Here is a 21060-nt window from a genome sequence, read left to right on the forward strand (position 1 = left end):
CTTAAAACATCAAAAAACGGCAGTAATGTGTATATACACATTACTGCCGTTCCTGATATGACGTATCAGATAGTGCCAATATTATTTGCCAATACGTTCTGCAAAAGCACGACGTTGAACCTTAATGGCTTCGGGCAGCCCGTCCCCTAGGCTTTCTAACCACTGATCGATACTTTCGAGCTCTTCACGGCATTCCTCAGGGTTAACAGCCAAGGCTGCACGTAATTGGTCTTCTGTAATATCCAGACCATCGGTGTCGATATCTGCTACGCCCGGAACAATACCCAGAGCGGTCTCTTCACCGTGAGCTTTTCCTTCAAGACGGTCGAAAATCCATTTAACAACACGAGAATTCTCACCAAAACCAGGCCACGCGAACCCTCCATCAGGAGTACGGCGGAACCAGTTCACGTAGTAAATCTTTGGCATGTTCTCTTCGCCATGCTTTCCTCCTAGAGCAAGCCAATGGGCAAAATAGTCATTAACGTTGTAGCCAATGAACGGCAACATCGCCATAGGATCACGACGCACCACACCTACTGCACCTTTTGCAGCAGCTGTAGTTTCTGAGGATAGTGTTGCACCGCGGAAGACACCTTCTTCCCATGTGCGCGCTTGAGAGACAAGTGGCACCGTTGTTTTACGTCGTCCACCAAAAATAATAGCGCTCAACGGAACACCGTCAGGTTCGCTAAATTCGGGCGCTAGCATATCGACTTGTTCAATGGGGGTGCAGAATCGAGAGTTCGGGTGAGCTGCCGGACGCCCACAATCAGGAGTCCATGACTCACCGCGCCAGTCCGTAAGGTGTTCTGGCACGTCCTCGGTTTTTCCTTCCCACCAGACGGAGTTATCGTCAGTGAGAGCAACGTTGGTGAAGATGGTGTTACCTTTGGCAATAGCTCGCATTGCGTTAGGGTTCGTGCTCCAGCCGGTGCCAGGTGCAACACCAAACATTCCTGCTTCAGGGTTGACGACGTGGGGTTTACCTTCGCCATTGAAGGTAATCCACGAGATGTCGTCACCAATCATTTCAGCTTTCCAGCCTTCGATGGTTGGTTCCATCATGGCAAAGTTTGTTTTTCCGCAAGCTGATGGGAAAGCAGCCGCCAGATAGTGAGTTTTTTGTTCGGGGTTGGTGACTTTGAGGATAAGCATATGTTCTGCCATCCATCCTTCATCACGTCCCATCGCCGATGCGATACGTAGCGCGTAGCATTTTTTGCCAAGGAGAGCGTTTCCACCGTAGCCAGAGCCGAAAGACCAAATTTCTCGAGTTTCAGGGAACTGGACGATGTACTTTTCTGGGTTGCATGGCCATGGCACGTCTGTTTGGCCGTCCTCTAAGGGTGCGCCGACGCTGTGAAGCGCTTTGACAAAGAACCCTTGTGTTGCAGAGAGTTTATCGAGGACTGCTGTGCCGATAGTTGCCATAATGCGCATGGAGCATACGACATAGGCAGAGTCGGTGATTTCAATACCGTATTTTGGTTCGGTTGCATCGAGTGAACCCATGACAAAAGGAATAACGTACATGGTGCGTCCGCGCATGGAGCCGGCGTATAGTTTGCTCATGAGTTCTCGCATTTGAGCGGGGTCGCGCCAGTTGTTGGTTGCGCCTGCTCCTTGTTCAGTTTCGGAGCAGATGAAGGTTCGTTCTTCGACGCGAGCAACGTCGTCGGGGTCAGAGAATGCGGCGTAGGAGTTGGGGAATTCGTGGTCGGAGAGTCGAACGAAGGTTCCGGCTTCGACGAGTTCTGACGCTAAGCGGTTGTATTCTTCTTCGCTTCCGTCAACCCAGTGGATATTTTTAGGTTGTGTCATCTGTGCGACGTCTCGAACCCAGTCGATAATGTCGGAGTATGTTGTTGGTGCATTCTCTAACTGTTCTAGTACAGCTGTGTTGAGAACATTGTCCTGTGTGTTTTGTTGTTTGTTGCTCATAAGGAGCTTCCCCTTTTAGTGTGTTAATGGTCTCAGTACCTCGATGTGCTGAAACAACGGTCCTTGGTTGTGTTGGTTTTTGCGCGATAAACGCCAAAAGCTCCTAAATCTTTGTGCAGGCGGTACTGCTCAGTGCAAGGTTTAGGAGCTAAACAACCAAGGTTGCTCACCTCATCGTGATAGACCAAGAGTATCGTTTGAGTTTCGTGATGTTTGTGTAATTACAAGTTTTTTCTCTTAGCATGTTGGATTTATCCGTACCAAATAGTTAAACCTAGTCAGACAGCTAATATTTTGACAAAAATCAAACGTTCACCCATTCGAGCACCCCGTTTACACGCAATGAGATAAGCGTCACGCATTTTTGATTTGTCTTTTACCCCAAAGACTCTGTAAAGTATTACCTGTTGCAACGGCAAGGGTTTCAGAACCAAGCCGAGAAACATGCGCCTGTAGCTCAACGGATAGAGCATCTGACTACGGATCAGAAGGTTGGGGGTTCGAATCCCTTCGGGCGCACCACAGAAAATAAAACCCGGTTCTTAGGAATCGGGTTTTATTTTTATCCCAAGCTTTCTGCCATATAACAACATACAGGAACACTCTACACATCATATTTATGACGTATTTTCGCACACGTACTACGCACAGTGCAGAATAAAAGAGGAATAATAGTTAACCTAAAAGCGTTCCACGATAACAAGGTCACAACTCACCCACAACGCCCAAGGAGTACACCGCACATGAGCATCAATATCAACGTCACCGACGAAAACGGAGAAACCCGTTCCGCAGAATGGGAAGAAGACCAAACACTGCTTGACGCACTTCTTGCCAACCAATTCCCAGTACTAGCAACCTGCGGCGGAAACGCATCATGCGCAACCTGCCACGCCTTCATCGACCCAGAACACTTTGAAGCATCTGGCGAGCGCACCGAAGCAGAAGAAGACCTCCTCGACATGGTAGACGATGTCGCCAACGAATATTCTCGACTATGCTGCCAAGCAGAATATGCAGAAGGCATGGACGGCGCGACGATAACGCTTAAACCTGGGATGTGATATGAAAATCTTTAGTTCCCCCACCACAAGATTTCTCCCCTATCTAACCATCGGGCTACTTGCACTCAACGCGTGTTCTCATAGTCCGCAACAGAGTTCTGCGCCCACGCCTCAAACAGAGGTCTCCTCCCCCGCTTCATCCTCTCCTGCCCCTGCACCAACAGGCACACCAAAAGTAGTTACCCCAAGCCCGACAGCAGAATCTTCCACAGCGTCCGGCTCTGCTTCTACCCCAGCGTCAAGTTCTTCTGCACCAAAAACTGACGAAGATACACGACATGCCCCAACCTCATCAGCACCTGCACAGGAACAAGTTCCTTCTCCAGAGCCTACGCAGCAACCGCAGGTCATCGAATACAGCGAACCTCCCGTTCCACGTGGAACGGTCATTACGGTTCCGCCAGAACCTCCCGTAGCTACTGAACCTCACCGTGAGTCAAAGACGACGCCTGAAGCATCACACCCTGAACCTGTTGTTCCGGCACCAGCTTCAACAGCTCCAATGACAGCAAGTACACCTGTCTGTGACTATGGAAATATCCGTATCGATGCACAAGCAGCCCCCGGTGCTGGTGCTGCTGGCTCTCGCTATATTAGTTTGACGTTCAGTAATACTGGCACAGCTCCGTGTTCTCTGAGCGGTTACCCAGGTGTGAACTATGTAGATGCAAATGGTCACCAGATTGGGGCAAGCGCAGTGCCCGCGGGAGAATGGACGAGCTCAGGTAAAATCTTACATTCTCATGAGTCTGTAACAGCAATCCTCAGAGAAACCCGTGCAGGACTTTACAGTGAGCAAATGTGCCAGCCCACAACAGCTGCAGGCTATCGCGTCATCATCCCTGGGACATCGAACTCATTAGTTTTAAAATTCCCAGCAGAAGCTTGTTCAGATAATACTGTTACTCAGCTCAGTATCGGTCAGGTAGGGGCGGGCTCCTCATAGGTTAAACAGCTCACCGTCTGTTTCTTACCAATCCGATGACGCTCTAGAGAATCTCGGCTACTTCTTCAAAGCTAAAACGTGGATTTCGTTTGTACGGGGTTGGCGTACTATACCCGATGTTGACGATCATGAAGGCACGTTGGTTTCCATCAGGGAAGAATTCCTGATTGATAGCAGAGAAGTTTGCGCCGGTCATTGGCCCAGCAGATAGCCCAAGGGCACGAACAGCTGTGATGAGATACCCTGCAGAAAGTGTTGCTGATTGTTCAGCAGAATGAAGGCGTGATTCTTCTCGTGAGAACTTTTGTGCAGCATGAGCCATGGGCGGGTTAAATTTTTCAAACTTATCAACCCATTGTGTATCAAAACTGAGAATAGCGCTCACGGGTGCTTGCTGAATCTGCGGCTGGTTTGACGGTGCAACATGAGGTAGCAGGCGTTCTCGGGCAGTGGTGCTTCTCAAAAAGGTCAGCCGCAAAGGTTGAGAGTTAAAGGCTGTTGGACCCATTTTGGTGAGGTCATATATTGCACGTAGTTGTTCGTCAGAAACGTCTTGTTGAGTGAATTGGTGTGCAGTACGCGGTTGCACAAAGATTTTATGAAGAGTTTCGGTATCTAAGTGTTCTGTTGTCATGATGTTCCTCTTGAACTAACGAATTAATTTCTACTAAGCATAAGCTTTTCTTCTCCTCTCATAAAAGGGGTTATTGGGGTTCTTTGCGTTATCGTTGGTGTTATCTTTTTGTTTCTTTGTGTGTCTCGTATGTTAAAGTGTGGTGTTTATGGCTGGTCGAAGTCGCAGGCGTCTTCTTGTTAAACCGCTACCTCAACGCCTTGGCATTGATCCTATTTCTCTCAAGCTCCCCACTGAGTTTCCCGAAGATTTACGTACACGGGTAGATACCCCTACCCCCACCATTGCGCAGTATCTTATTGCTCGTTTTTATCCTGATACGCCAGAGGTTGTTAATCGTCTTTTTTGCCAAGGAGAGGTTGTCACAGAAGATGGTACGCCCCTACCTCTAGACGCTCCTTTTGAGGGTGGCCTAACGATTTGGTATTACCGTGAACTATCCCAAGAGCCTCAACTACCTGATGATATTCCTGTTCTTTATGAGGATGAGTGGATTCTTGTTGTTGATAAACCACATTTTTTACCCACCACTCCTCGTGGGATGTTTGTTGCGCAAACAGCGTTAACCAAATTGCGGGTTCAGCATCAGAATCCGTTACTTTCGCCGGTGCATCGTTTAGATAGAGCGACAGCGGGTGTTTTGGTTTTTTCGAAGATTCCGCAGAGCCGTGGCCCTTTTCAGACGTTGTTTCAAAGCCGCCGCATTGTCAAAGAGTATGAGGCAGTTGCCCCGCTGATTCCTCAGTTGGAGGGTTCGGGTTCCCCATGGCAGGTGGTGCGTAGTCACATCGTTAAGAATCGTCAGCAGGTTCAAGTTATTCAGCATTCTGAACAGCAGTGTCTGAGTCTAGGACTTGAGCCTAATGCGCTCTCTGAGGTTGAGTTAGTTCGAAGTATTCAATACTCAACAAATCAGCTTCATCAGCTGAGACTGGAGCATAATCCTCGCCTTGTAGCCCCTAACTCGCGTAATCTTTATGGGGTGTATCGACTGAAACCTCATAGTGGTAAAACTCACCAGTTACGTGCCCATATGCTCCTTTTAGGTGCCCCTATTCTTGGTGATACTCTCTACCCTACGGTGTGTCATGAGTTTCCTGATGAGCAGAATTTACCGCTACAGTTACTTGCCAAGAGGATTTCTCTTAGACACCCGCTAACGGGAGAAGATCTTGTCGTCACGAGTTCACGAACTTTGGCTTTAGCCCAATAGTTAGGGTGAGCACTGAGGGAACGGTAAAGGTTTAGACTTTTCTTCGTACTCGGTTATTGGGTTTCTCTCACTGAAGGAGATATATGGAGCAGGCACCTAGTCGCAAGTCGCATCGTTATGAGATTTCAGAGGCCGAAAGTCGCCAGCTAAAAGCTGAGTATGCTCAGACTATGAGCATGCGGGCTGAAACTGCTGGTTCTTCGGTATTACACTTTTTTGCTCAGCGTGCATTATCCATTCCTGGTACTCTTTTGGGGGCTCCTCAGGTGCCTGATTGCCGTCCGGTTAAGGAACGTTTGACGCATTGGCATTTTTGGTGGCAGGCGCATTTCTTGGATTGTGCTCTTGACGCGTCATTCCGTGCTCATCGACATATGGATTCTTCACAGGCGACGAGATGGTTTGAACGTTCTCAACAGATTTTGCGCGGTATTCGGGCTAGAAATTTTGGTCTCTACACGAATACTTTCTATGACGATATGGCGTGGCTTGCTCTCGCTGTGGGGCGCATGAATGCGTTGTCTGAGTTGTTGTATGGTCGCGGGTATATGCCAGCACAAGATGCAGGGGTGCAACTTTTTAAGGCGTTACGTCGAGGTGCTACGGAGCATCTTGGTGGTGGAATGTTTTGGTCTACTGACCATGATTTTAAAAATACTCCGGCTACTGCTCCTGCGGCTCTAGCTTTTGCACGGGCACATCAGCACGATCAGGCGCGTGCTCTTGTTGATTGGCTTCAAGAGAATTTGTGGGATGAACGGCGTCGTGCATATCTTGATGGTATTAAGATTCTTTCCGAGCAGTCTCAACTAGAAGATTCTCTCTTTTCGTATAATCAGGGCCCTATTTTGTCGGCTCTTCTTGAAATTCACGGTGTGGGTATGCCTTTGCCGGATAAAGTTCAAGACCATATTTCCGCTTTGCTTGAGGGAATAGTCGAACATTTTACAGAGGATTTTGATGTTTCTGATACGGAACGTTTGAGGATTCTTCGCACAGGCAAAGATGGTGATGGTGGACTGTTTACCGGTATTCTTGTCCGATATTTGGCTCAGGTTGCGCTCTCTGTCAATGTTAGGGAGTCTTCTCGTTCTCTTGCTGGTGATTTAGTGGTTCATACAGCAGAAGTTTTGTGGGAGGGCAGACGAGAGTTTGATCCAACGTTGCCGGTTAATGAGGCGGGGATTGATGTTCGTGAGATTCGTGGGGAGCCGGTCGTTCTTTTCTCTCCGGATATTCTTCAACATTCTTCGCAAACGTTAGTGCCTGGCGCTCCGGTGGAGCTGTCGTCTCAGCTTCAGGGGTGGATGATTCTTGAGGCTGCTGCACGGGTGTTAGAACAATAAGTTTTACACTCATTTTGAGTAGTGGTGCTTTAAAATGTAGTCCATGATGTTCTCAGCATAAAAAGGGAAAATAGAGACAAAACGGTATCTCGCTTAAATTGTTCTGCGATTAAGTTGTACAGGAATGATGAGGAACCTGTACAACCAGATAGTCTATATCTAAAACACGTTTTGAATCACAGAAATCAAATATGCCTAATATTTTTCGTGCTCTCTGGTCTGGAGAGCTGCTCAGCTTCACCTCGACACAGTTCATATTATTTATACTCCCTGTCATAGCCATATCTTCACTTAATCTTGAGAATTCTCAGGTCTCTGCCATTAATGTTGCGGTAGGGGTTGGCACGCTTTCTTTTCTTCTTTTGTTGCAGCGTCTGGGTGATTCTCACAAGAAGATTATGCTTCTTTCTTTATGTTCTCTTATACGGGCGCTATTGTGCTTCTCAGTTAGCTACTTGTTGGCTATCGGTGAGTTCAAGATTGTCTTTCTTTTCTTCTTCGCGTTTCTTATTTCGGGGATTACGGTTTTCTACGACAGCTTGTTCTCGTCCTTGATTCCTGCGGTGATTGATAAAAAGTATATTCCTCGGGCAAATCGATGGTTTGCCAGCCTTCATTCGGTGGCAGATATAGTCGTTGGTGCTGCCGCTGGAGTTGCGTTTGGCATGATGAACAGTTCAAATCTCTTCATAATTTTTGGTGTCCTGTATGCGTTGTCGTTGATTGGACCGGTATCTGCCGCGAGAAGTTACAGGGGTGTCGCTGATACCGAACAAAAGGTTTCGGAAGATACCCATACGGGGTATTGGGCAGGGTTAACTTTCTTAGTGAGGGACAACATCCAGTTTCCATTGACCAAGAGTATCGTTTACTTTAACTTTATAACCTCAGGAATTCAGGCAGTCTATATTATTTATCTGCTTCGGAACACAGATTTTTCGGTACTTAGCTTAGGTGTTGCGAGTTCTCTTGGTGGGGTCCTTGGAATTATTCTTGCTCATTTTTCTGGTCGAAAGGTAGATACCTTAAAACCGTATTATGTCCTCATCGTGACTTTTCTGCTTCCGGTTGCCTCTGGGGTTGGAATCTATATTTCTCAGTATTTTAATAATGTTTTTTCGATTGTTATCGTGGGAGTTTCGCTTGCCTTATGGTCTAGCTCTATGATGATTAATATTTCGATTTCGGAGACGCTTAAGCATCTTTTGGTTCCGCATGATGTGTTGGGAAGGTTCTCGATGTCTCAGCGGTTGTTAACGTGGGGAGCTGATCCGTTGGGTGCTGTTCTCGCATCTTTTCTTTTAGCGTATTTGCAGGCTGGTACGGTATTTATCGTATTTCTGTTGTTGCTGTGTGTATCGCCGTTGTGGGTTATTGTTTCAGGCGAGATAAGAAAACTTCCGGTTTTATCTGAAAACGGCTAATTAGCCTATGTGTGGAGTTCATCTTAGTGAACGTCATTGTGTGGATATTCTGTAAATCACGTTCTTTGAGCTTTGTTCTATCTTCAAGGAAGGTGGGGTGAGAGTGTTATGTGGGGTATTTTGACAAGATGAAATAGGAGAACTTCTTGTATGGTCCATTGTTTTGTTTTGTATAAGACTGTAGTATAAAAAATTAATGATTTGTGCTTCAAAAGGTGCAATTTTATGGGCAGAGATACTGCTCATAAGGTCTTTCTTGATGGGCTTCTAAAGCATGTTGTGAGGACGCCTAAAGTAAAGGGGATAAATACATGGATAAGTTCGTTGCTTTTCTTGTCACTGTAGCAGTTTTATTATTCATGCCATTACCTATTGCGTTAGTGCTCAGCGGAGGAGAACTCTTTACCAGCGGATGGGCAGGAATTTCAAAAGAATTCTGGGTTACCTATTGTTTTGGTATGGTGACTTTTTTGGCTAGCCTAGCATGGCACATCTGGAAAGATTCACACTCTACCAAGGGCAAGAAGACCCAGAAATAGTAGTTGATTTTTTCATCGCATCGTTAGTGTCAGCGCGTGACTTTTGTTGAGAAGTCACGCGCTGAGTGTTTTCTTTGAGATGTCTTCACAATTCTTCCTTAGGAGCATCCAGAAGAATATGAGGCAGCTAAGATTTAACTCTTCTCATCTTCTTCTACTGAAGCCTGAACGAACTCCGAAGAGAAGACCCCCTCTTATAAGTAACCTCTGCTTGGACCCACCAAATATGGAACTTACTAGGTATCTTGACTGAATATATTTCATACTAATTTTGTTCAAACGTTAAACTCAAAGGTTGCTCATATCGCCATATGACGTATTCTTACCCTTCCGCGCAAGCAGCTCAGAACGGATACCTTTTGCATCAAATTCTGCGAGCCACCTCAAGATGAAAGTTATTTTGAACGCCTCACACTAAGAGTTATTATAAAAATTCTTAAATTTCTATCTAGAGGCAATTAAAATAATATGCTAAAGTGACTTGTATCATCTTTACTACTTCCGAAACCCACCCAAGGAGTTATCATGGGTAAAGAATATATCATAAATCACGCCTTTTACAGTAACCAATAAGCAAAAATATAAATGGGAAATATAAAACATAAAACATTTTTACTCGCAGTATCTTACGGGGTATTAGTAGCCTCTATTAGAACATCTCTTATACATCTTCATATTGGGTATAATCCAGTAGATTACGGTGTCTATAAAAATGTAAGCAGTCTCCTGCAACACGGTTTAAGTATCTACGACAAAGACGCTATTGGAACATATGTAGAACAGGGGCTTCCTTTTGTATATACACCTTTCTCTGCCATAATACTCTATCCCTTAGGATATTTCCCAGAACCTTTAGGTGTATTTACTTGGACTTTTTTAAACGCAATTTTACTATTTTATATAGTCAAGATATCTATTAATGATATTAGCGGAATAAAAATATTTTTATTTTCACTAATGTTTTCGTCGTTTAATATCATAGCTCAGCACTTTATGTTTGGGCAAATAAATATAATACTATGCTTTTTATGTCTTTATGACTTGCTCCGCAAGAACATAAAGGTGCTCCCCCGAGGTATATTAATAGGAATCGCTGCAGGAATTAAACTGACACCCGCGCTATTTATCGCATTTTTCTTATTTTCAAAGAGATGGAAATATTTTATTTATTCTTCTATTTCATTTTTGATAACAGTCATTATAGGTTTTCTTTTTACTCCCCACAATACGTTGGAATATTTTACCTCTAAAATCTTTAACCTCTCTTCAGTAGTAGACTTAGGCCAAAACTTTTCAACGTCGGGGAATAGCTCAATACAAGGTGTTATCTCTAGATGGACTGGTAATCACGACAGTGCACTAGTTGCCTTACTTTCACTTTTTGTAATATCAATATCGTTCATAGCAGCATCGCGTCTATTACAATTAGGTGATTATCTAGCTGTAGCTTCTATCATTGGAGTCGCGTCATGCCTGCTCTCACCAGTATCATGGTTACACCATTGGGTCTGGGCTGTTCCTTCAATCATATGGCTCCTACGCTCAACCCGACAGCCGTTTAAGATACCTCTTGCAGTAGCATGGTCGCTAGTATGTATGGTCCAAGGAACAGATTTAGGTGACTATCTTGCATCAGTTGGTGCACCACTACTATTTTACGAGTTCTTCAGATCATCACTTGTGTTGTGCGGAATACTCTGGATTATGTACATGTTTGCGAACACCACTAGAAGAATTTTAAACAATAAAACGGGGCTATAATCGGTCAGTACCGACTATAGCCCCGTGGCAAACAGTGATATGCAGTATTGCATGCATCATCAAAAATGTAGAGTTGAGTTAGATTCTACTGCGACGCTTTCAACCACAATACGCAGGAATAGGTCCTGCGATGTATTTTTAGTTGGTGTTACGTAGCTCTTTAGCCAAGTTTTCCGCTAAGACGGTTATTCATTCCGTGGCTCATCTCATTGAGACCAAAAACTGTTGCTGTTTTTCCAAGAGTCTCATACTTAAAAATAATGGAATCTAATGCTGAAACAGTAGAAGCATCCCACACATGAGAATTACTCAAATCAATCACAATATTCTTGGGATCATCACTATACGAGAACTGGTAGTACAAGTCGTTTGATGAGGCGAAAAACAACGGGCCATTGACACTGTACGTTACAGTATCTTCGCCCTGCACAGCACGCTCCACCGTGACCACATGGGCAACACGTCTCGCAAAAAGAACCATCGCAACAAGAATACCGATACCAACACCAAGAGCAAGATTATGTGTACCGACAGTAACAAGCACCGTCATCAGCATGACGGCGGTCTCTGCTCGTGGCATAGCTTTAAGGGTGCTCCAGCGTACGGAATGCCAGTTAAATGTACTAATAGCAACAAGAATCATGACGGCAACAAGCGCAGCCATAGGAATTCTCGCAACAATATCTCCAAGAACAACAGAGAGCACCAAAACAAAAATTCCTGCACAGAAAGTAGAAACACGTGAACGAGCGTTACCTGTTTTAACGTTAATCATGGTTTGCCCAATCATGGCGCATCCTCCCATACCGCCAAAGGCTGCAGTAACGATATTCGCCACGCCCTGTCCCCATGATTCACGGGTTTTATTGGAATGAGTGTCCGTAATATCATCGACCAGTTTTGCGGTCATGAGGGATTCGACCAGACCCACAAATGCCATAGCAAGCGCAAAAGGGAAAATGGTTTTAAGAGTTTCTACAGTGAGCGGTACGTCGATAACGCTCAATACCGGCAATGAATGTGGAAGCTCACCATATTCACCGACAGTAGGCACTTTAATACCCGCGTATATTGTCACCGCAGTGAGAAGAATAATAGCGATGAGAGGCGCTGGAATAGTTGTGGTGATTTTAGGGAGACCAAACACAATGATGAGTCCAACAACAACTAGCGGATAGACAGCAAAAGGCACGTCGATGAGCTGTGGCAGTTGAGAAGAAAAAATCAGGATAGCGAGCGCGTTGACGAAGCCGACCATGACTTGGCGCGGAATAAAACGCATGAGTTTAGCGACACCGAAAACTGCTAGAAGTATTTGAAGAACTCCGGCAAGGAGCACTGCTGCAATGAGGTGGGGCAATCCGTGGGTTGCCATAAGTGGTGCGATAACGAGGGCGGTAGATCCTGCTGCGCCGGATATCATGGCGCGACGTCCACCAGTTATGGCGATAGTTGTTGCCATGGTGAAGCAGGCGAAGAGCCCAACTTGCGGGTCTACTCCGGCGACGACGGAGAATGCGAGCGCTTCGGGGATGAGCGCTAACGCGGTGACAAGTCCGGCGAGTATTTCGATGAGTAAGAGTTTGGGGTGTTTGAGGACGGTGAGTGTTGCTCCACGTTGTGTGGGGCTTAGTGCGGGGTGGGGTGTGGTGTGCATGCTCTCTTTTGCCGGTTGTGTGGTGACAGAATATTTGAACAAGCCTAGCAGGGTTATGTGCTGGTGTCTGATGTGGGGAGTGTGAGTTAGCACGGCTTAGCGTGTGCAGGTGCGGATGTCATGGAGTCTGTAGCTGGCGACCGAGTAGACTAGTGTCCGTGCTGAATACTGATTTTTCTAATCCAACATTTTCTTTTGAGCTGGGTGAGCGTCTTGCCGAGCGTGAGCAGATTTCTGCTGAGCGTACTGCTGCTAATGGTGGTGAGTTTCGTGGTAGAACTGGTGTGATTCATACTCCTCATGGTGATATTCATACTCCTGCTTTTACTCCGGTGGGGACGAAGGCAACGGTTAAGGCTGTTTTGCCTGAGGCGATGAAGGAGCTTGGTTCGCAGGCTCTTTTGGCGAATGCGTATCACTTGTATTTGCAGCCGGGGCCTGATGTTCTTGATGCTGCTGGTGGTCTTGGCCGTTTTATGAATTGGTCGGGTCCAACGTTTACCGATTCTGGTGGTTTTCAGGTGATGAGCCTAGGTTCTGGGTTCAAAAAGGTGATTGATATGGGCACCGTTGAGCAGGCTCGCGGTGTTGATGGGCGCCCGTTGGGTGATGATGATGTTGCTCGTGGGCGTGAGCGTATGGCGCATGTTGATGATGATGGCGTTAATTTTAAGTCTCATATTAATGGCAGTATGCACCGGTTTACGCCTGAGGTGTCGATGCAGGTTCAGCATAAAATTGGTGCTGACATTATGTTTGCTTTTGATGAGTTGACGACGCTTTATAATTCTCGTCGTTATCAGGAGGAGGCGTTAGAGCGTACTCGTTTGTGGGCTTTGCGTTGTATTGCTGAGCATGAGCGTTTGACGGTTGAGCGTTCTGATAAGCCGTATCAGGCTTTGTTTGGTGTTATTCAGGGCGCCCAGTATGAGGATTTACGTCGGCAGGCTTGTCGTGATTTGGGTGCGATGCCGTTTGATGGTTTTGGTATTGGTGGCGCTTTAGAAAAAGAGAATTTGGGGACGATTGTTCGCTGGTGTACTGAGGAGTTGCCGGAGAATAAGCCTCGTCATCTTTTGGGTATTTCTGAGCCGGACGATATTTTTACCGGCATTGAGAATGGTGTTGATACTTTTGACTGTGTTTCGCCGACTCGTGTTGCCCGTAATTCTGCGGTGTATACCCCTGATGGGCGTATGAATTTGACGAATGCTCGTTTTAAGACTGATTTTCGTCCGATTTTTGAGGGTTGTGATTGTTATACCTGCGGTCATTACACTCGTGCATATCTTCATCATTTGTTTAAGGCTGAGGAGCGTTTGTCTGCGACGTTGGCGTCTATCCATAATGAGCGTTTTATTGTGAAGATGGTTGATGATGCTCGTGAGGCGATTAATCAGGGTGATTATTTTGCGTATCGTGATGAGTTTCTCGGTAATTATTATTCTGATCGTCGCCCTGAGTAGGGTTTATTCTTTTTTTGATTTTTGGAGGTTTTGTGTCGGGTTTTCCGTTAGATCATGTTTCTGAGAATGAGGTTGTGAGTGTTTCTCATGATTTTGTGGTCAGTTCTGATGAGTTGTTGGCTGCGTTTACTTCGCGTGATCTCTTTTTGCAGTGGTATCCGCCGCGTGGTTGGTCAGTTCAGCCGGATACGGTGACTTTTGAGCCTCAGCGTGGTGGGCGTGTTCAGTTGGCGATGAAGCATGAGTCTGAGCTGAATGTTTTTGCTCCGGTGTATCTTCGTTTTGAGTCGATTTCTCTTGAGGGTTTGGAGCTGGTGGAGTCTATTGCTGGGCCGATGGGTGAGCCTACGGATCATTTGATGGGTATTCGTATTGGTTTTGTTCCGGGTACGGTGATTACGTCTTCTGGTGTTGGTGAAGGTATTACGGTGAAGGTTGAGGTAGGTCCGTTGCCGGAGCAGGTTCATGATGATGTGGCTGCTACGTGGAAGGGTTCTTTGACGAAGTTGGAGGAGGTTCTTTCTTCGTAGTTGGCGCCTATTTTTAGGTGGTGGTAAGCCCCTGCTGTGTCCTCGTGGTTCGTTGGTGTTCTTTTGGAGGTGGTACAGCAGGGGCTTTTTGGTGGGGTTTTAGCCTTGTCGGGCTTTGTATCGTGGGTTTTTCTTGTTGATGACGTAGGTTTTTCCGCGTCTGCGGACGACTTGTGCTCCGGGTAGGTTTTTGAGTGAGCGTAGTGATTTACGAACTTTCATGTTTTTCCTTTTCTGGGTGGGTGTTGGTTCCTCGTTAGCTGGTGCTGTTGAGGAGGTTTTCTGCTATTTCTTCTCCAGTGATAATGCACTGGTTGAGAAGTTCTTGGAGTTCGGTGGGGTTGAGGTCGTCTCCGGTGATGGCGATGGTGTTGTGTGGTTCTTGTTGTTCCCATTGCCCTTGTTGTTCGAGCCAGACGAAGGGGCCGATGCCTTCGATGGCGATACGTTCTGAACCGTAGCTGTTGATGCAGAGTGTTCCGCGAAGTCGGCAGTTGCCTTCTGCTAGGTGTGGTAGTGCGGAGGCGAATCTGTCGTGGTGGAGGATTCCGGAGGTTGTGAGGACGACGGTGGTGAAGTTTTTTCCGGTGCGTATGGCGGTGTTGATAGGTGTGTGTTGTGGGGTTTCGTTGGTGATGGGGGTGAGTTCTTGGGTGTTGATTCCTAGGTGTCCGGCTTGTGCTCGTTGAATGCTGTCTTCTCGTTGGTGGCATCCGCAGATGGGTTGTGTTGTTTCTGTGCAGGAGATGATTTTTAGGTGTGTTCCGAGGTGTGCGAGGAGTTCTTGGGCGCGGTGTTTTTCGGTGTCGGTGCTGTGGGTGAAGGGTATTTCTGAGGTGATGGCGGTGTCTGCCCAGGCGATTTCGGTGATGATGAATTCTCCGGGGGTTCGTTCGTCTTCGCAGCCGCCGTTGAGGCCTCGTTGTTCGAGGGGTTTGTTGTCCCAGAGTTCGTCTTCGATGGTGCTGATGTCGAGGGCGAGGATGGCGCTGTGTATGTGGTGTTCTAGTTTTTCTGCGACGTTGATGACGGTGTTGAGGGATACTCCTGGTGGTAGGAGGATGAGGGTTTCTTCTGTGTTATCTGATAGTTGTAGGCAGTCGGAGAGGAGGAGTGTGGTTGCGCAGGATGAGCAGTTACTTTTGAGGATGATGTCGGTGGTTTTGGTGGTCTCGTGGTGGTTTCGGGTGACTCGTATGGTGATTTTTTCGGGGTGTGCGTTTTCTTCGGGGTCGAGGATGTCGAAGCTGAGGATGGTAGGTGTAGTGTCGGTGCTATTTTTGAGTGCTTTGAGTGCGGTGTTGAGGGCGTTGTCTCGTGCCCAGTGGCTCAGTGAGGAGATAGCTGTGATGGACATACACCCAAGCATAAATGAGAATCGTTCTCATGTAAACTTCAGAAGAAGCGTGTTATTCAACACGAGATATTAAACGCCAAGGCCCCCTTAGATTGGGGGCCTTGAGCAACACACAGACATTGAATGCATGAGAAGATCACGCGTTCTAATACCTATAGTCTAAACGATAATGATTCTCATATACAAGAGTTGTGCAGAAAAAGTTTTAACAAATCATCAAGCCTCTGAAGAAGACCCACTAGCACGCCGAGCCTCCTCAAACGCACTCTCATCCACGACATGAACCTTACGTACCACCGCAAAATACACCATCGTCAAAACCACAAAATACGCAACCCCAACCGTAGCAGGAGCAATCGTCCCCTGAGTAGCAAAAAGCGCAGACCATACGGCACAAAGTCCTACAATTCCCAGAGCACCCGTCGCACGACCACCCCAAAGACGAAACGCAGACGAATTACCTTCAACACGTTTAAACGCAAGATACGCCAAAAGAATCAGAACCCACACCGTCAAAGCACTCACCATAACCAGCGTAATCATCGTGCCAAAAGCATCACCAGGTTTAAACACTGCCAAAAGAATAGCTAAAACAACACCCAGCGTAGAAAGCCACATCGCCCGAACAGGAATACCTTGACGATTCGTACGAGACATCATCCGAGGAGCCATAGAATCAGCAGCCAAAGAATGCATCAAACGAGTACCCGCATAAAGATTTGCATTCGCCGCAGAAAGCGAAGCCACCAACACCACAAGGTTAGTAATCGTCGCAATCGCAGGAATACCCAGCTCAGAGAACACCAACACAAAAGGTGAACCCTCAACTTCCCCATTAAACGTTGCAGCCTGACGCCAAGGAATCACCGAAACAACCACAAACAACGAAAGAATATAAAACGTTGCAAGACGCCACATCATCGCTTTGGCAGAAGAACGCACCGAACGAGCCGGATTTTTCGCTTCAGCAGCAGAAATAGAAATCATCTCAATACCACCAAAAGAAAACATCACAATCGCCAACGAAAGCCACACAGACTTAATACCACCCGGCATAAAACCACCGTCATCGCTCAAATGCGCAACACCCGTAGCAGCATGCCCCGGCAGACCGAAGAACACCAAGCACAAACCCACCAGAATAAAGGCACTCAGCGCAATCACTTTCACCGACGATAAAGCAAACTCCATCACGCCAAAATAATGCACAGAACGAATGTTCAACAAGATAATTAGGACACCAAAGGCCACAATGCCAACCCATAACGGAAGCTGTGGCCACCAGAACTTCAGATAAGAGGCCACCGCAACGAGCTCAATACCGGTAATGACCATGGTGCACGTCCAATAAGCCCAACGCGTCAAGAACCCGGCGAAAGGCCCAAGATACTTACCAGCGATAGACCCAAAACCGCCGCGCACCGGAGAATGAACTGCCATCTCCCCCGTTGCTCCGCCAATAATGGCAGCAAGCAAAGAGCCACAAGCATACGAGAGAATAACTGCTGGACCAGCTAACGCAATAGCGCTACCAGAGCCAAGGAAAAGCCCCGTACCTAATGCTGAGCCCAACACAATCATCGTCATCTGACCATGGGTCAAAGAACGCTTAAGGTTTCGAGAATCTTCGAATGTAGATCTAGTCACCGAAGTTGCCACAATATATATCCTTTATGATGCGAGAGTTCCTCGTCCTCCGTAGAGTTTTCAAAACTACCAAACGATAGACAGAACCCTCAAAAAGATGAAGAAGATAAACAAAAAGAGAAGAAAAACGTTACGGTTCGCACCATATGATGCGCGATAGTTCATATCAACCGTGCAATATGGTGCGAACCGTCTAGTGTGTTATCCACTAGTTTTGATAATGCTCAACATGTGAACGAGCCTCTTCAAAAGCAGTGTCATCAACGTGTTGACGAGAGCGAACACCTGCAAAATAGACCACAGTGATGAGGGCGAAGAAGCCAACACCAACCATCGCAGAAGTGGTCATATTACCAATGAAGAAAAGCGCTAAGAAGGTTGCAAAAACACCAATTAGACCTAGTAAAGCAGTTGCAGAACCGCCCCATACACGGAATGGAGAACTGTTACCCTCAACGCGTTTAAAGCTGATGTAGCTCAGAAGAATCATCGTCCACGTAACAAGGACGCAGAGAATGACCAAAGCCATCATCAACGAGAAAATACCGCCAACACCAGAAATAGCCATCACAATAGCAACAACAGAGCCAAGCATCGAAACGCCTAAAGCAAGTGCCGGAATACCCTGCGAGGTGGTTCGCGCAAAAATTGCGGGCGCCATACGGTCGTGTCCCAAGGCGTGAAGCTGCCGTGTTGCGGCGTAAAGGGCGGCATTAGCTCCAGAAAGAGCAGCAATCAGAACAACAAAGTTAGTGATACCCGCAATATAGGGGATGTTCAGTTGAGAGAAGACGAGCACAAAAGGAGAAGTCTCAATCTCTCCGTGCAAGGAGGAAGCTTCACGCCAAGGAATGACAGAAACCACAACGAAAAGTGCTAGTACATAGAACGTTGCAAGACGCCACATCATCGCTTTGGCTGAAGCTCGAACCGAACGCACAGGGTCTTTCGCCTCTGCAGCAGAGATAGAGATAAGTTCGATACCGCCGAAGGAGAACATCACGATAGCCAAGGCGAGCCAGATTGAGGACAATCCATTTGGCATGAATCCGCCGTCGTTGGTGAGGTTTTGGATACCAACTGCGGGGCTTGATGGAAGACCAACAAAAACCAGCAATAAGCCAAAGATGATGAAAACGATTACGGCAATAACTTTGATGGAAGAAAGGAAGAATTCAAGTGTTCCAAAAGATTTAACGCTCGTGAGGTTCAGCCCCACAATGATTGCCCCTGAGAGGGCAACCCATATCCAGAGAGGTACGGTGGGGTACCAGTAGGTCATGTATTGTCCGACGGCTACAAGTTCGGCGCCGGTGAGAGGTACAGTCGTCGCCCAATATGCCCATCGTGTAGTGTATCCGGCGTAGGGGCCGAGGAATTTTCCGGCGAGTGTGCCAAAGCCACCACGAACGGGATAGCGTACGGCCATTTCGCCGGCACAAGCGCCGATGATTGCGGCAATGAGTGAGCCAATCATGTAGGAGATAATGACGGCTGGGCCGGCAATGGCAATAGCTCCGCCAGAGCCGAGGAATAGTCCAGTGCCGACGGCTAGTCCGAGGGCAATCATGGTCATTTGACCGTGGCTCAGTGAGCGTTCGAGTCCGCCGTCTGGGGTGGGTTCTTGTTGAGAAGCCATGGGGTGTACCTTATGGGTGTGGATGGTAATGCATATACATGCATATTGGATGATATATATGCTACAGCTCTTGGCTCACTCTTTCGGAGTTTTGTTCAGATTATGGTCTTTTAGATGCGCCACATCTTATCTTCTCTATACAGCATTACGAATCTACGAAGAAGCCGTCTCAGATACGCTCCGATAAGTTGGCTCATTCTTCTTAAACCACGAAATCACCGGAACAGTGACGGGCATCAGCACAAGTTCGACAAGACATTTATAGAAATAGCCGACAAGAACATAGTTGAGGTAATTATCAAAAGTACTAATTCCAAGAATCGGTGCAGCAACCGTGCAGAAAATAATAGTGTCTGCCAGTTCGCCTACTAGGGTAGATCCAACAAGCCGACCAACAAGGAACTTGCCGTCAAAACGTTTTTTCATGGCAACCATAACCCATGAGTTCAGTAGCTGGCCAATAAGGTATCCAGCAAGAGAGCCAGCAACAATCAACGGTACCGGACCCAGCACAGCTTCTAAGGCTTGTTGGTTCTCGTAGTAGTCTGCACTCGGAAGTTTAATGAGTATCCAGAAACTAAGGCTTGCAAAAGCTGCCGCTAGAAACGAGATAATAATGACTCTACGAGTGCGCGCAAAACCATAAATTTCGGAGAGAACATCCCCAATAATGTAAGCCAAGGGAAAGAGGAAGAAACCGCCGTCAGTGAGGATACTGCCGAAAGCAACACCTTTCGTGGCAGCAATGTTAGAGAGGATAAGAATAATAGCCGAGGCACACAGTAATAGGTCGTAGTAGGTACGAGAAGGCTGGGCATAGTGTTGTTGTGAGGCGGTGGCGGGCATAAAGTCGCTCCTTGAACTTAAATAGGTAGGGAGTGTCATTGAGATATGCTGCCCGTCTGCCACCCAGGCATTTTCTCTAGAAGAAGTATAGTGCCTTCAGGGTAGAAGATAAACTTCTGCGGTGACGAATTTTATGGTCATACATAGTATTCGTCACCGCAGAAGTTACGATGCACTCTCATACTGCACGTTGTCATAAACACTCCAAGAGTGTTACAGCGCAGCTTGTGTAGGGATGGTGCTATTGGTTGATTTGGTAGAGCGCATCAAAGGGCGCGTTAGAACGGACGCGTTCTGCGATACCGGTACTCACAAACTTTTTCGCCTGTTGTGCTGCTTCAAGGGGTGTTTTTCCTTGCGCCAAGTAGCCGGTAATGGCAGCGGCAAGGGTACAACCTGCACCGGCGACAACTGCACCATCATCAATTTTGGGTGTTTCTAATACTTCGAGGGTGTTTCCGTCATAGTAGACGTCCACTGCATTATCACCTTCGAGTCGGATAGAACCTTTTGCCAGAACTGTTGCGCCAGACTTTTCGTGGATGATGCGCGCTGCTTGCTCTAGTTCTTTAACGGTGGTGATGGAATCCATACCAGATAGGCTCATTGATTCAAAGTGGTTCGGGGTGACGAAAGTTGCCAGCGGTAGAATTTTTTCTTTAAGAGCGTTGTCAATATCTAATGCGGCACCGGGTTCTTGTCCCTTACAGATAAGTACGGGGTCTAGTACGAGGTTTTGGGGGGTGTGTTCTTCAAGGAAGCGTGCCACTGTTTCGATGGTGGGTACGGTGCCGAGCATTCCAATTTTCACGGCGTCAAGATTGTAGGTTGCGTGCACTACTTCTAATTGGTCGTGCACAGTCTGAGCGTCCACGGGAACGAAGCGATGTGCCCAGTCGTTCTTAGGGTCGAATGAGACAATGCAGGTAAGTGCGAGGGAACCATAAACGCCGAGGGCTTGGAATGTTTTGAGGTCTGCTTGTGCGCCTGCTCCGCCGGTTGCCTCGTTACCGGCGATGGTTAACGCGTAGGGTCGTTTTGTCATAG

General features: G+C 47.0%; 18 protein-coding genes and 1 tRNA gene. 10 read left to right on the forward strand and 9 right to left on the reverse strand.

The genetic code is table 11. The features are described 5' to 3' along the window. Nucleotides 1–81: 81 nt before the first annotated feature. Entirely contained in the window at nucleotides 82–1944 is a 1863-nt protein-coding gene (locus ACN08Z_RS06835) for a phosphoenolpyruvate carboxykinase (GTP) (RefSeq protein ID WP_419103808.1), read from the reverse strand. A 446-nt stretch (nucleotides 1945–2390) separates the two neighbouring features. Between ACN08Z_RS06835 and ACN08Z_RS06840 the strand changes: the two genes are divergently transcribed. The 3 genes from ACN08Z_RS06840 (at nucleotide 2391) to ACN08Z_RS06850 (ending at nucleotide 3954) form a co-directional block, all read left to right on the forward strand. Beyond that, a tRNA-Arg gene (locus tag ACN08Z_RS06840) sits at nucleotides 2391–2466 on the forward strand. A 221-nt stretch (nucleotides 2467–2687) separates the two neighbouring features. After that, on the forward strand, nucleotides 2688–3008 hold the full coding sequence (locus ACN08Z_RS06845; protein ID WP_419102365.1) for a 2Fe-2S iron-sulfur cluster-binding protein: 321 nt from the start codon (nucleotides 2688–2690) through the stop codon (nucleotides 3006–3008). Nucleotide 3009: 1 nt separating this feature from the next. Continuing rightward, nucleotides 3010–3954, forward strand: coding sequence for a DUF4232 domain-containing protein (locus ACN08Z_RS06850; protein WP_419103809.1), 945 nt, complete (start codon nucleotides 3010–3012; stop codon nucleotides 3952–3954). 43 nt (nucleotides 3955–3997) lie between these two features. Here the strand turns inward: ACN08Z_RS06850 and ACN08Z_RS06855 are convergent, their stop codons facing one another. After that, nucleotides 3998–4588 (reverse strand): malonic semialdehyde reductase, encoded by a 591-nt coding sequence (locus ACN08Z_RS06855; protein WP_419103810.1) that lies wholly within the window; start codon nucleotides 4586–4588, stop codon nucleotides 3998–4000. A 148-nt stretch (nucleotides 4589–4736) separates the two neighbouring features. Here ACN08Z_RS06855 and ACN08Z_RS06860 point away from each other — a divergent pair, with 148 nt between their 5' ends. The 5 genes from ACN08Z_RS06860 (at nucleotide 4737) to ACN08Z_RS06880 (ending at nucleotide 10871) form a co-directional block, all read left to right on the forward strand. Then, complete coding sequence (locus tag ACN08Z_RS06860) at nucleotides 4737–5801, forward strand: pseudouridine synthase (RefSeq protein ID WP_419103811.1); 1065 nt, start codon at nucleotides 4737–4739, stop codon at nucleotides 5799–5801. A gap of 83 nt (nucleotides 5802–5884) precedes the next feature. Beyond that, complete coding sequence (locus ACN08Z_RS06865) at nucleotides 5885–7147, forward strand: glycoside hydrolase family 76 protein (RefSeq protein WP_419103812.1); 1263 nt, start codon at nucleotides 5885–5887, stop codon at nucleotides 7145–7147. A 191-nt stretch (nucleotides 7148–7338) separates the two neighbouring features. Further along, complete coding sequence (locus tag ACN08Z_RS06870; protein ID WP_419103813.1) at nucleotides 7339–8571, forward strand: MFS transporter; 1233 nt, start codon at nucleotides 7339–7341, stop codon at nucleotides 8569–8571. 311 nt (nucleotides 8572–8882) lie between these two features. Continuing rightward, nucleotides 8883–9110 carry a hypothetical protein gene (locus ACN08Z_RS06875; protein WP_419103814.1) on the forward strand — a complete coding sequence of 76 codons (228 nt, stop codon included), beginning with the start codon at nucleotides 8883–8885 and terminating at the stop codon, nucleotides 9108–9110. Nucleotides 9111–9695: 585 nt separating this feature from the next. Beyond that, nucleotides 9696–10871: a glycosyltransferase 87 family protein gene (locus ACN08Z_RS06880; protein ID WP_419103815.1), complete on the forward strand. Its 1176-nt coding sequence runs from the start codon at nucleotides 9696–9698 to the stop codon at nucleotides 10869–10871. Between the two features lie 160 nt (nucleotides 10872–11031). Here the strand turns inward: ACN08Z_RS06880 and ACN08Z_RS06885 are convergent, their stop codons facing one another. Next, complete coding sequence (locus ACN08Z_RS06885) at nucleotides 11032–12528, reverse strand: SulP family inorganic anion transporter (RefSeq protein WP_419103816.1); 1497 nt, start codon at nucleotides 12526–12528, stop codon at nucleotides 11032–11034. Nucleotides 12529–12689: 161 nt separating this feature from the next. On the opposite strand from ACN08Z_RS06885, the gene tgt reads away from it, so the two are divergent. Next, on the forward strand, nucleotides 12690–13994 hold the full coding sequence (tgt, locus tag ACN08Z_RS06890) for a tRNA guanosine(34) transglycosylase Tgt (protein WP_419103831.1): 1305 nt from the start codon (nucleotides 12690–12692) through the stop codon (nucleotides 13992–13994). 32 nt (nucleotides 13995–14026) lie between these two features. After that, the gene (locus tag ACN08Z_RS06895; protein ID WP_419103817.1) at nucleotides 14027–14524 is read left to right on the forward strand and encodes a hypothetical protein; all 498 of its coding nucleotides are present in this window, start codon (nucleotides 14027–14029) and stop codon (nucleotides 14522–14524) included. 99 nt (nucleotides 14525–14623) lie between these two features. On the opposite strand, the gene ykgO is transcribed toward ACN08Z_RS06895, so the two are convergent. The 6 genes from ykgO to ACN08Z_RS06925 form a co-directional block, all read right to left on the reverse strand. Beyond that, a complete protein-coding gene (ykgO, locus tag ACN08Z_RS06900; RefSeq protein ID WP_419102357.1) occupies nucleotides 14624–14746 on the reverse strand; it encodes a type B 50S ribosomal protein L36 in 123 nt (40 codons plus the stop codon). Nucleotides 14747–14780: 34 nt separating this feature from the next. Further along, entirely contained in the window at nucleotides 14781–15881 is a 1101-nt protein-coding gene (locus ACN08Z_RS06905) for a GTP-binding protein (RefSeq protein ID WP_419103818.1), read from the reverse strand. 216 nt (nucleotides 15882–16097) lie between these two features. Further along, nucleotides 16098–17468 carry an amino acid permease gene (locus ACN08Z_RS06910; RefSeq protein ID WP_419103832.1) on the reverse strand — a complete coding sequence of 457 codons (1371 nt, stop codon included), beginning with the start codon at nucleotides 17466–17468 and terminating at the stop codon, nucleotides 16098–16100. A gap of 268 nt (nucleotides 17469–17736) precedes the next feature. Beyond that, nucleotides 17737–19167 carry an amino acid permease gene (locus ACN08Z_RS06915; protein WP_419103819.1) on the reverse strand — a complete coding sequence of 477 codons (1431 nt, stop codon included), beginning with the start codon at nucleotides 19165–19167 and terminating at the stop codon, nucleotides 17737–17739. A gap of 153 nt (nucleotides 19168–19320) precedes the next feature. Continuing rightward, nucleotides 19321–20013 carry a queuosine precursor transporter gene (locus ACN08Z_RS06920; RefSeq protein ID WP_419103820.1) on the reverse strand — a complete coding sequence of 231 codons (693 nt, stop codon included), beginning with the start codon at nucleotides 20011–20013 and terminating at the stop codon, nucleotides 19321–19323. 241 nt (nucleotides 20014–20254) lie between these two features. Continuing rightward, the gene (locus tag ACN08Z_RS06925; RefSeq protein WP_419103821.1) at nucleotides 20255–21058 is read right to left on the reverse strand and encodes a hydroxymethylpyrimidine/phosphomethylpyrimidine kinase; all 804 of its coding nucleotides are present in this window, start codon (nucleotides 21056–21058) and stop codon (nucleotides 20255–20257) included. Nucleotides 21059–21060 lie beyond the last annotated feature (2 nt).

The sequence above is a fragment of the Rothia sp. P7181 genome, assembly GCF_048513015.1.
Classification (GTDB): Bacteria; Actinomycetota; Actinomycetes; order Actinomycetales; family Micrococcaceae; genus Rothia.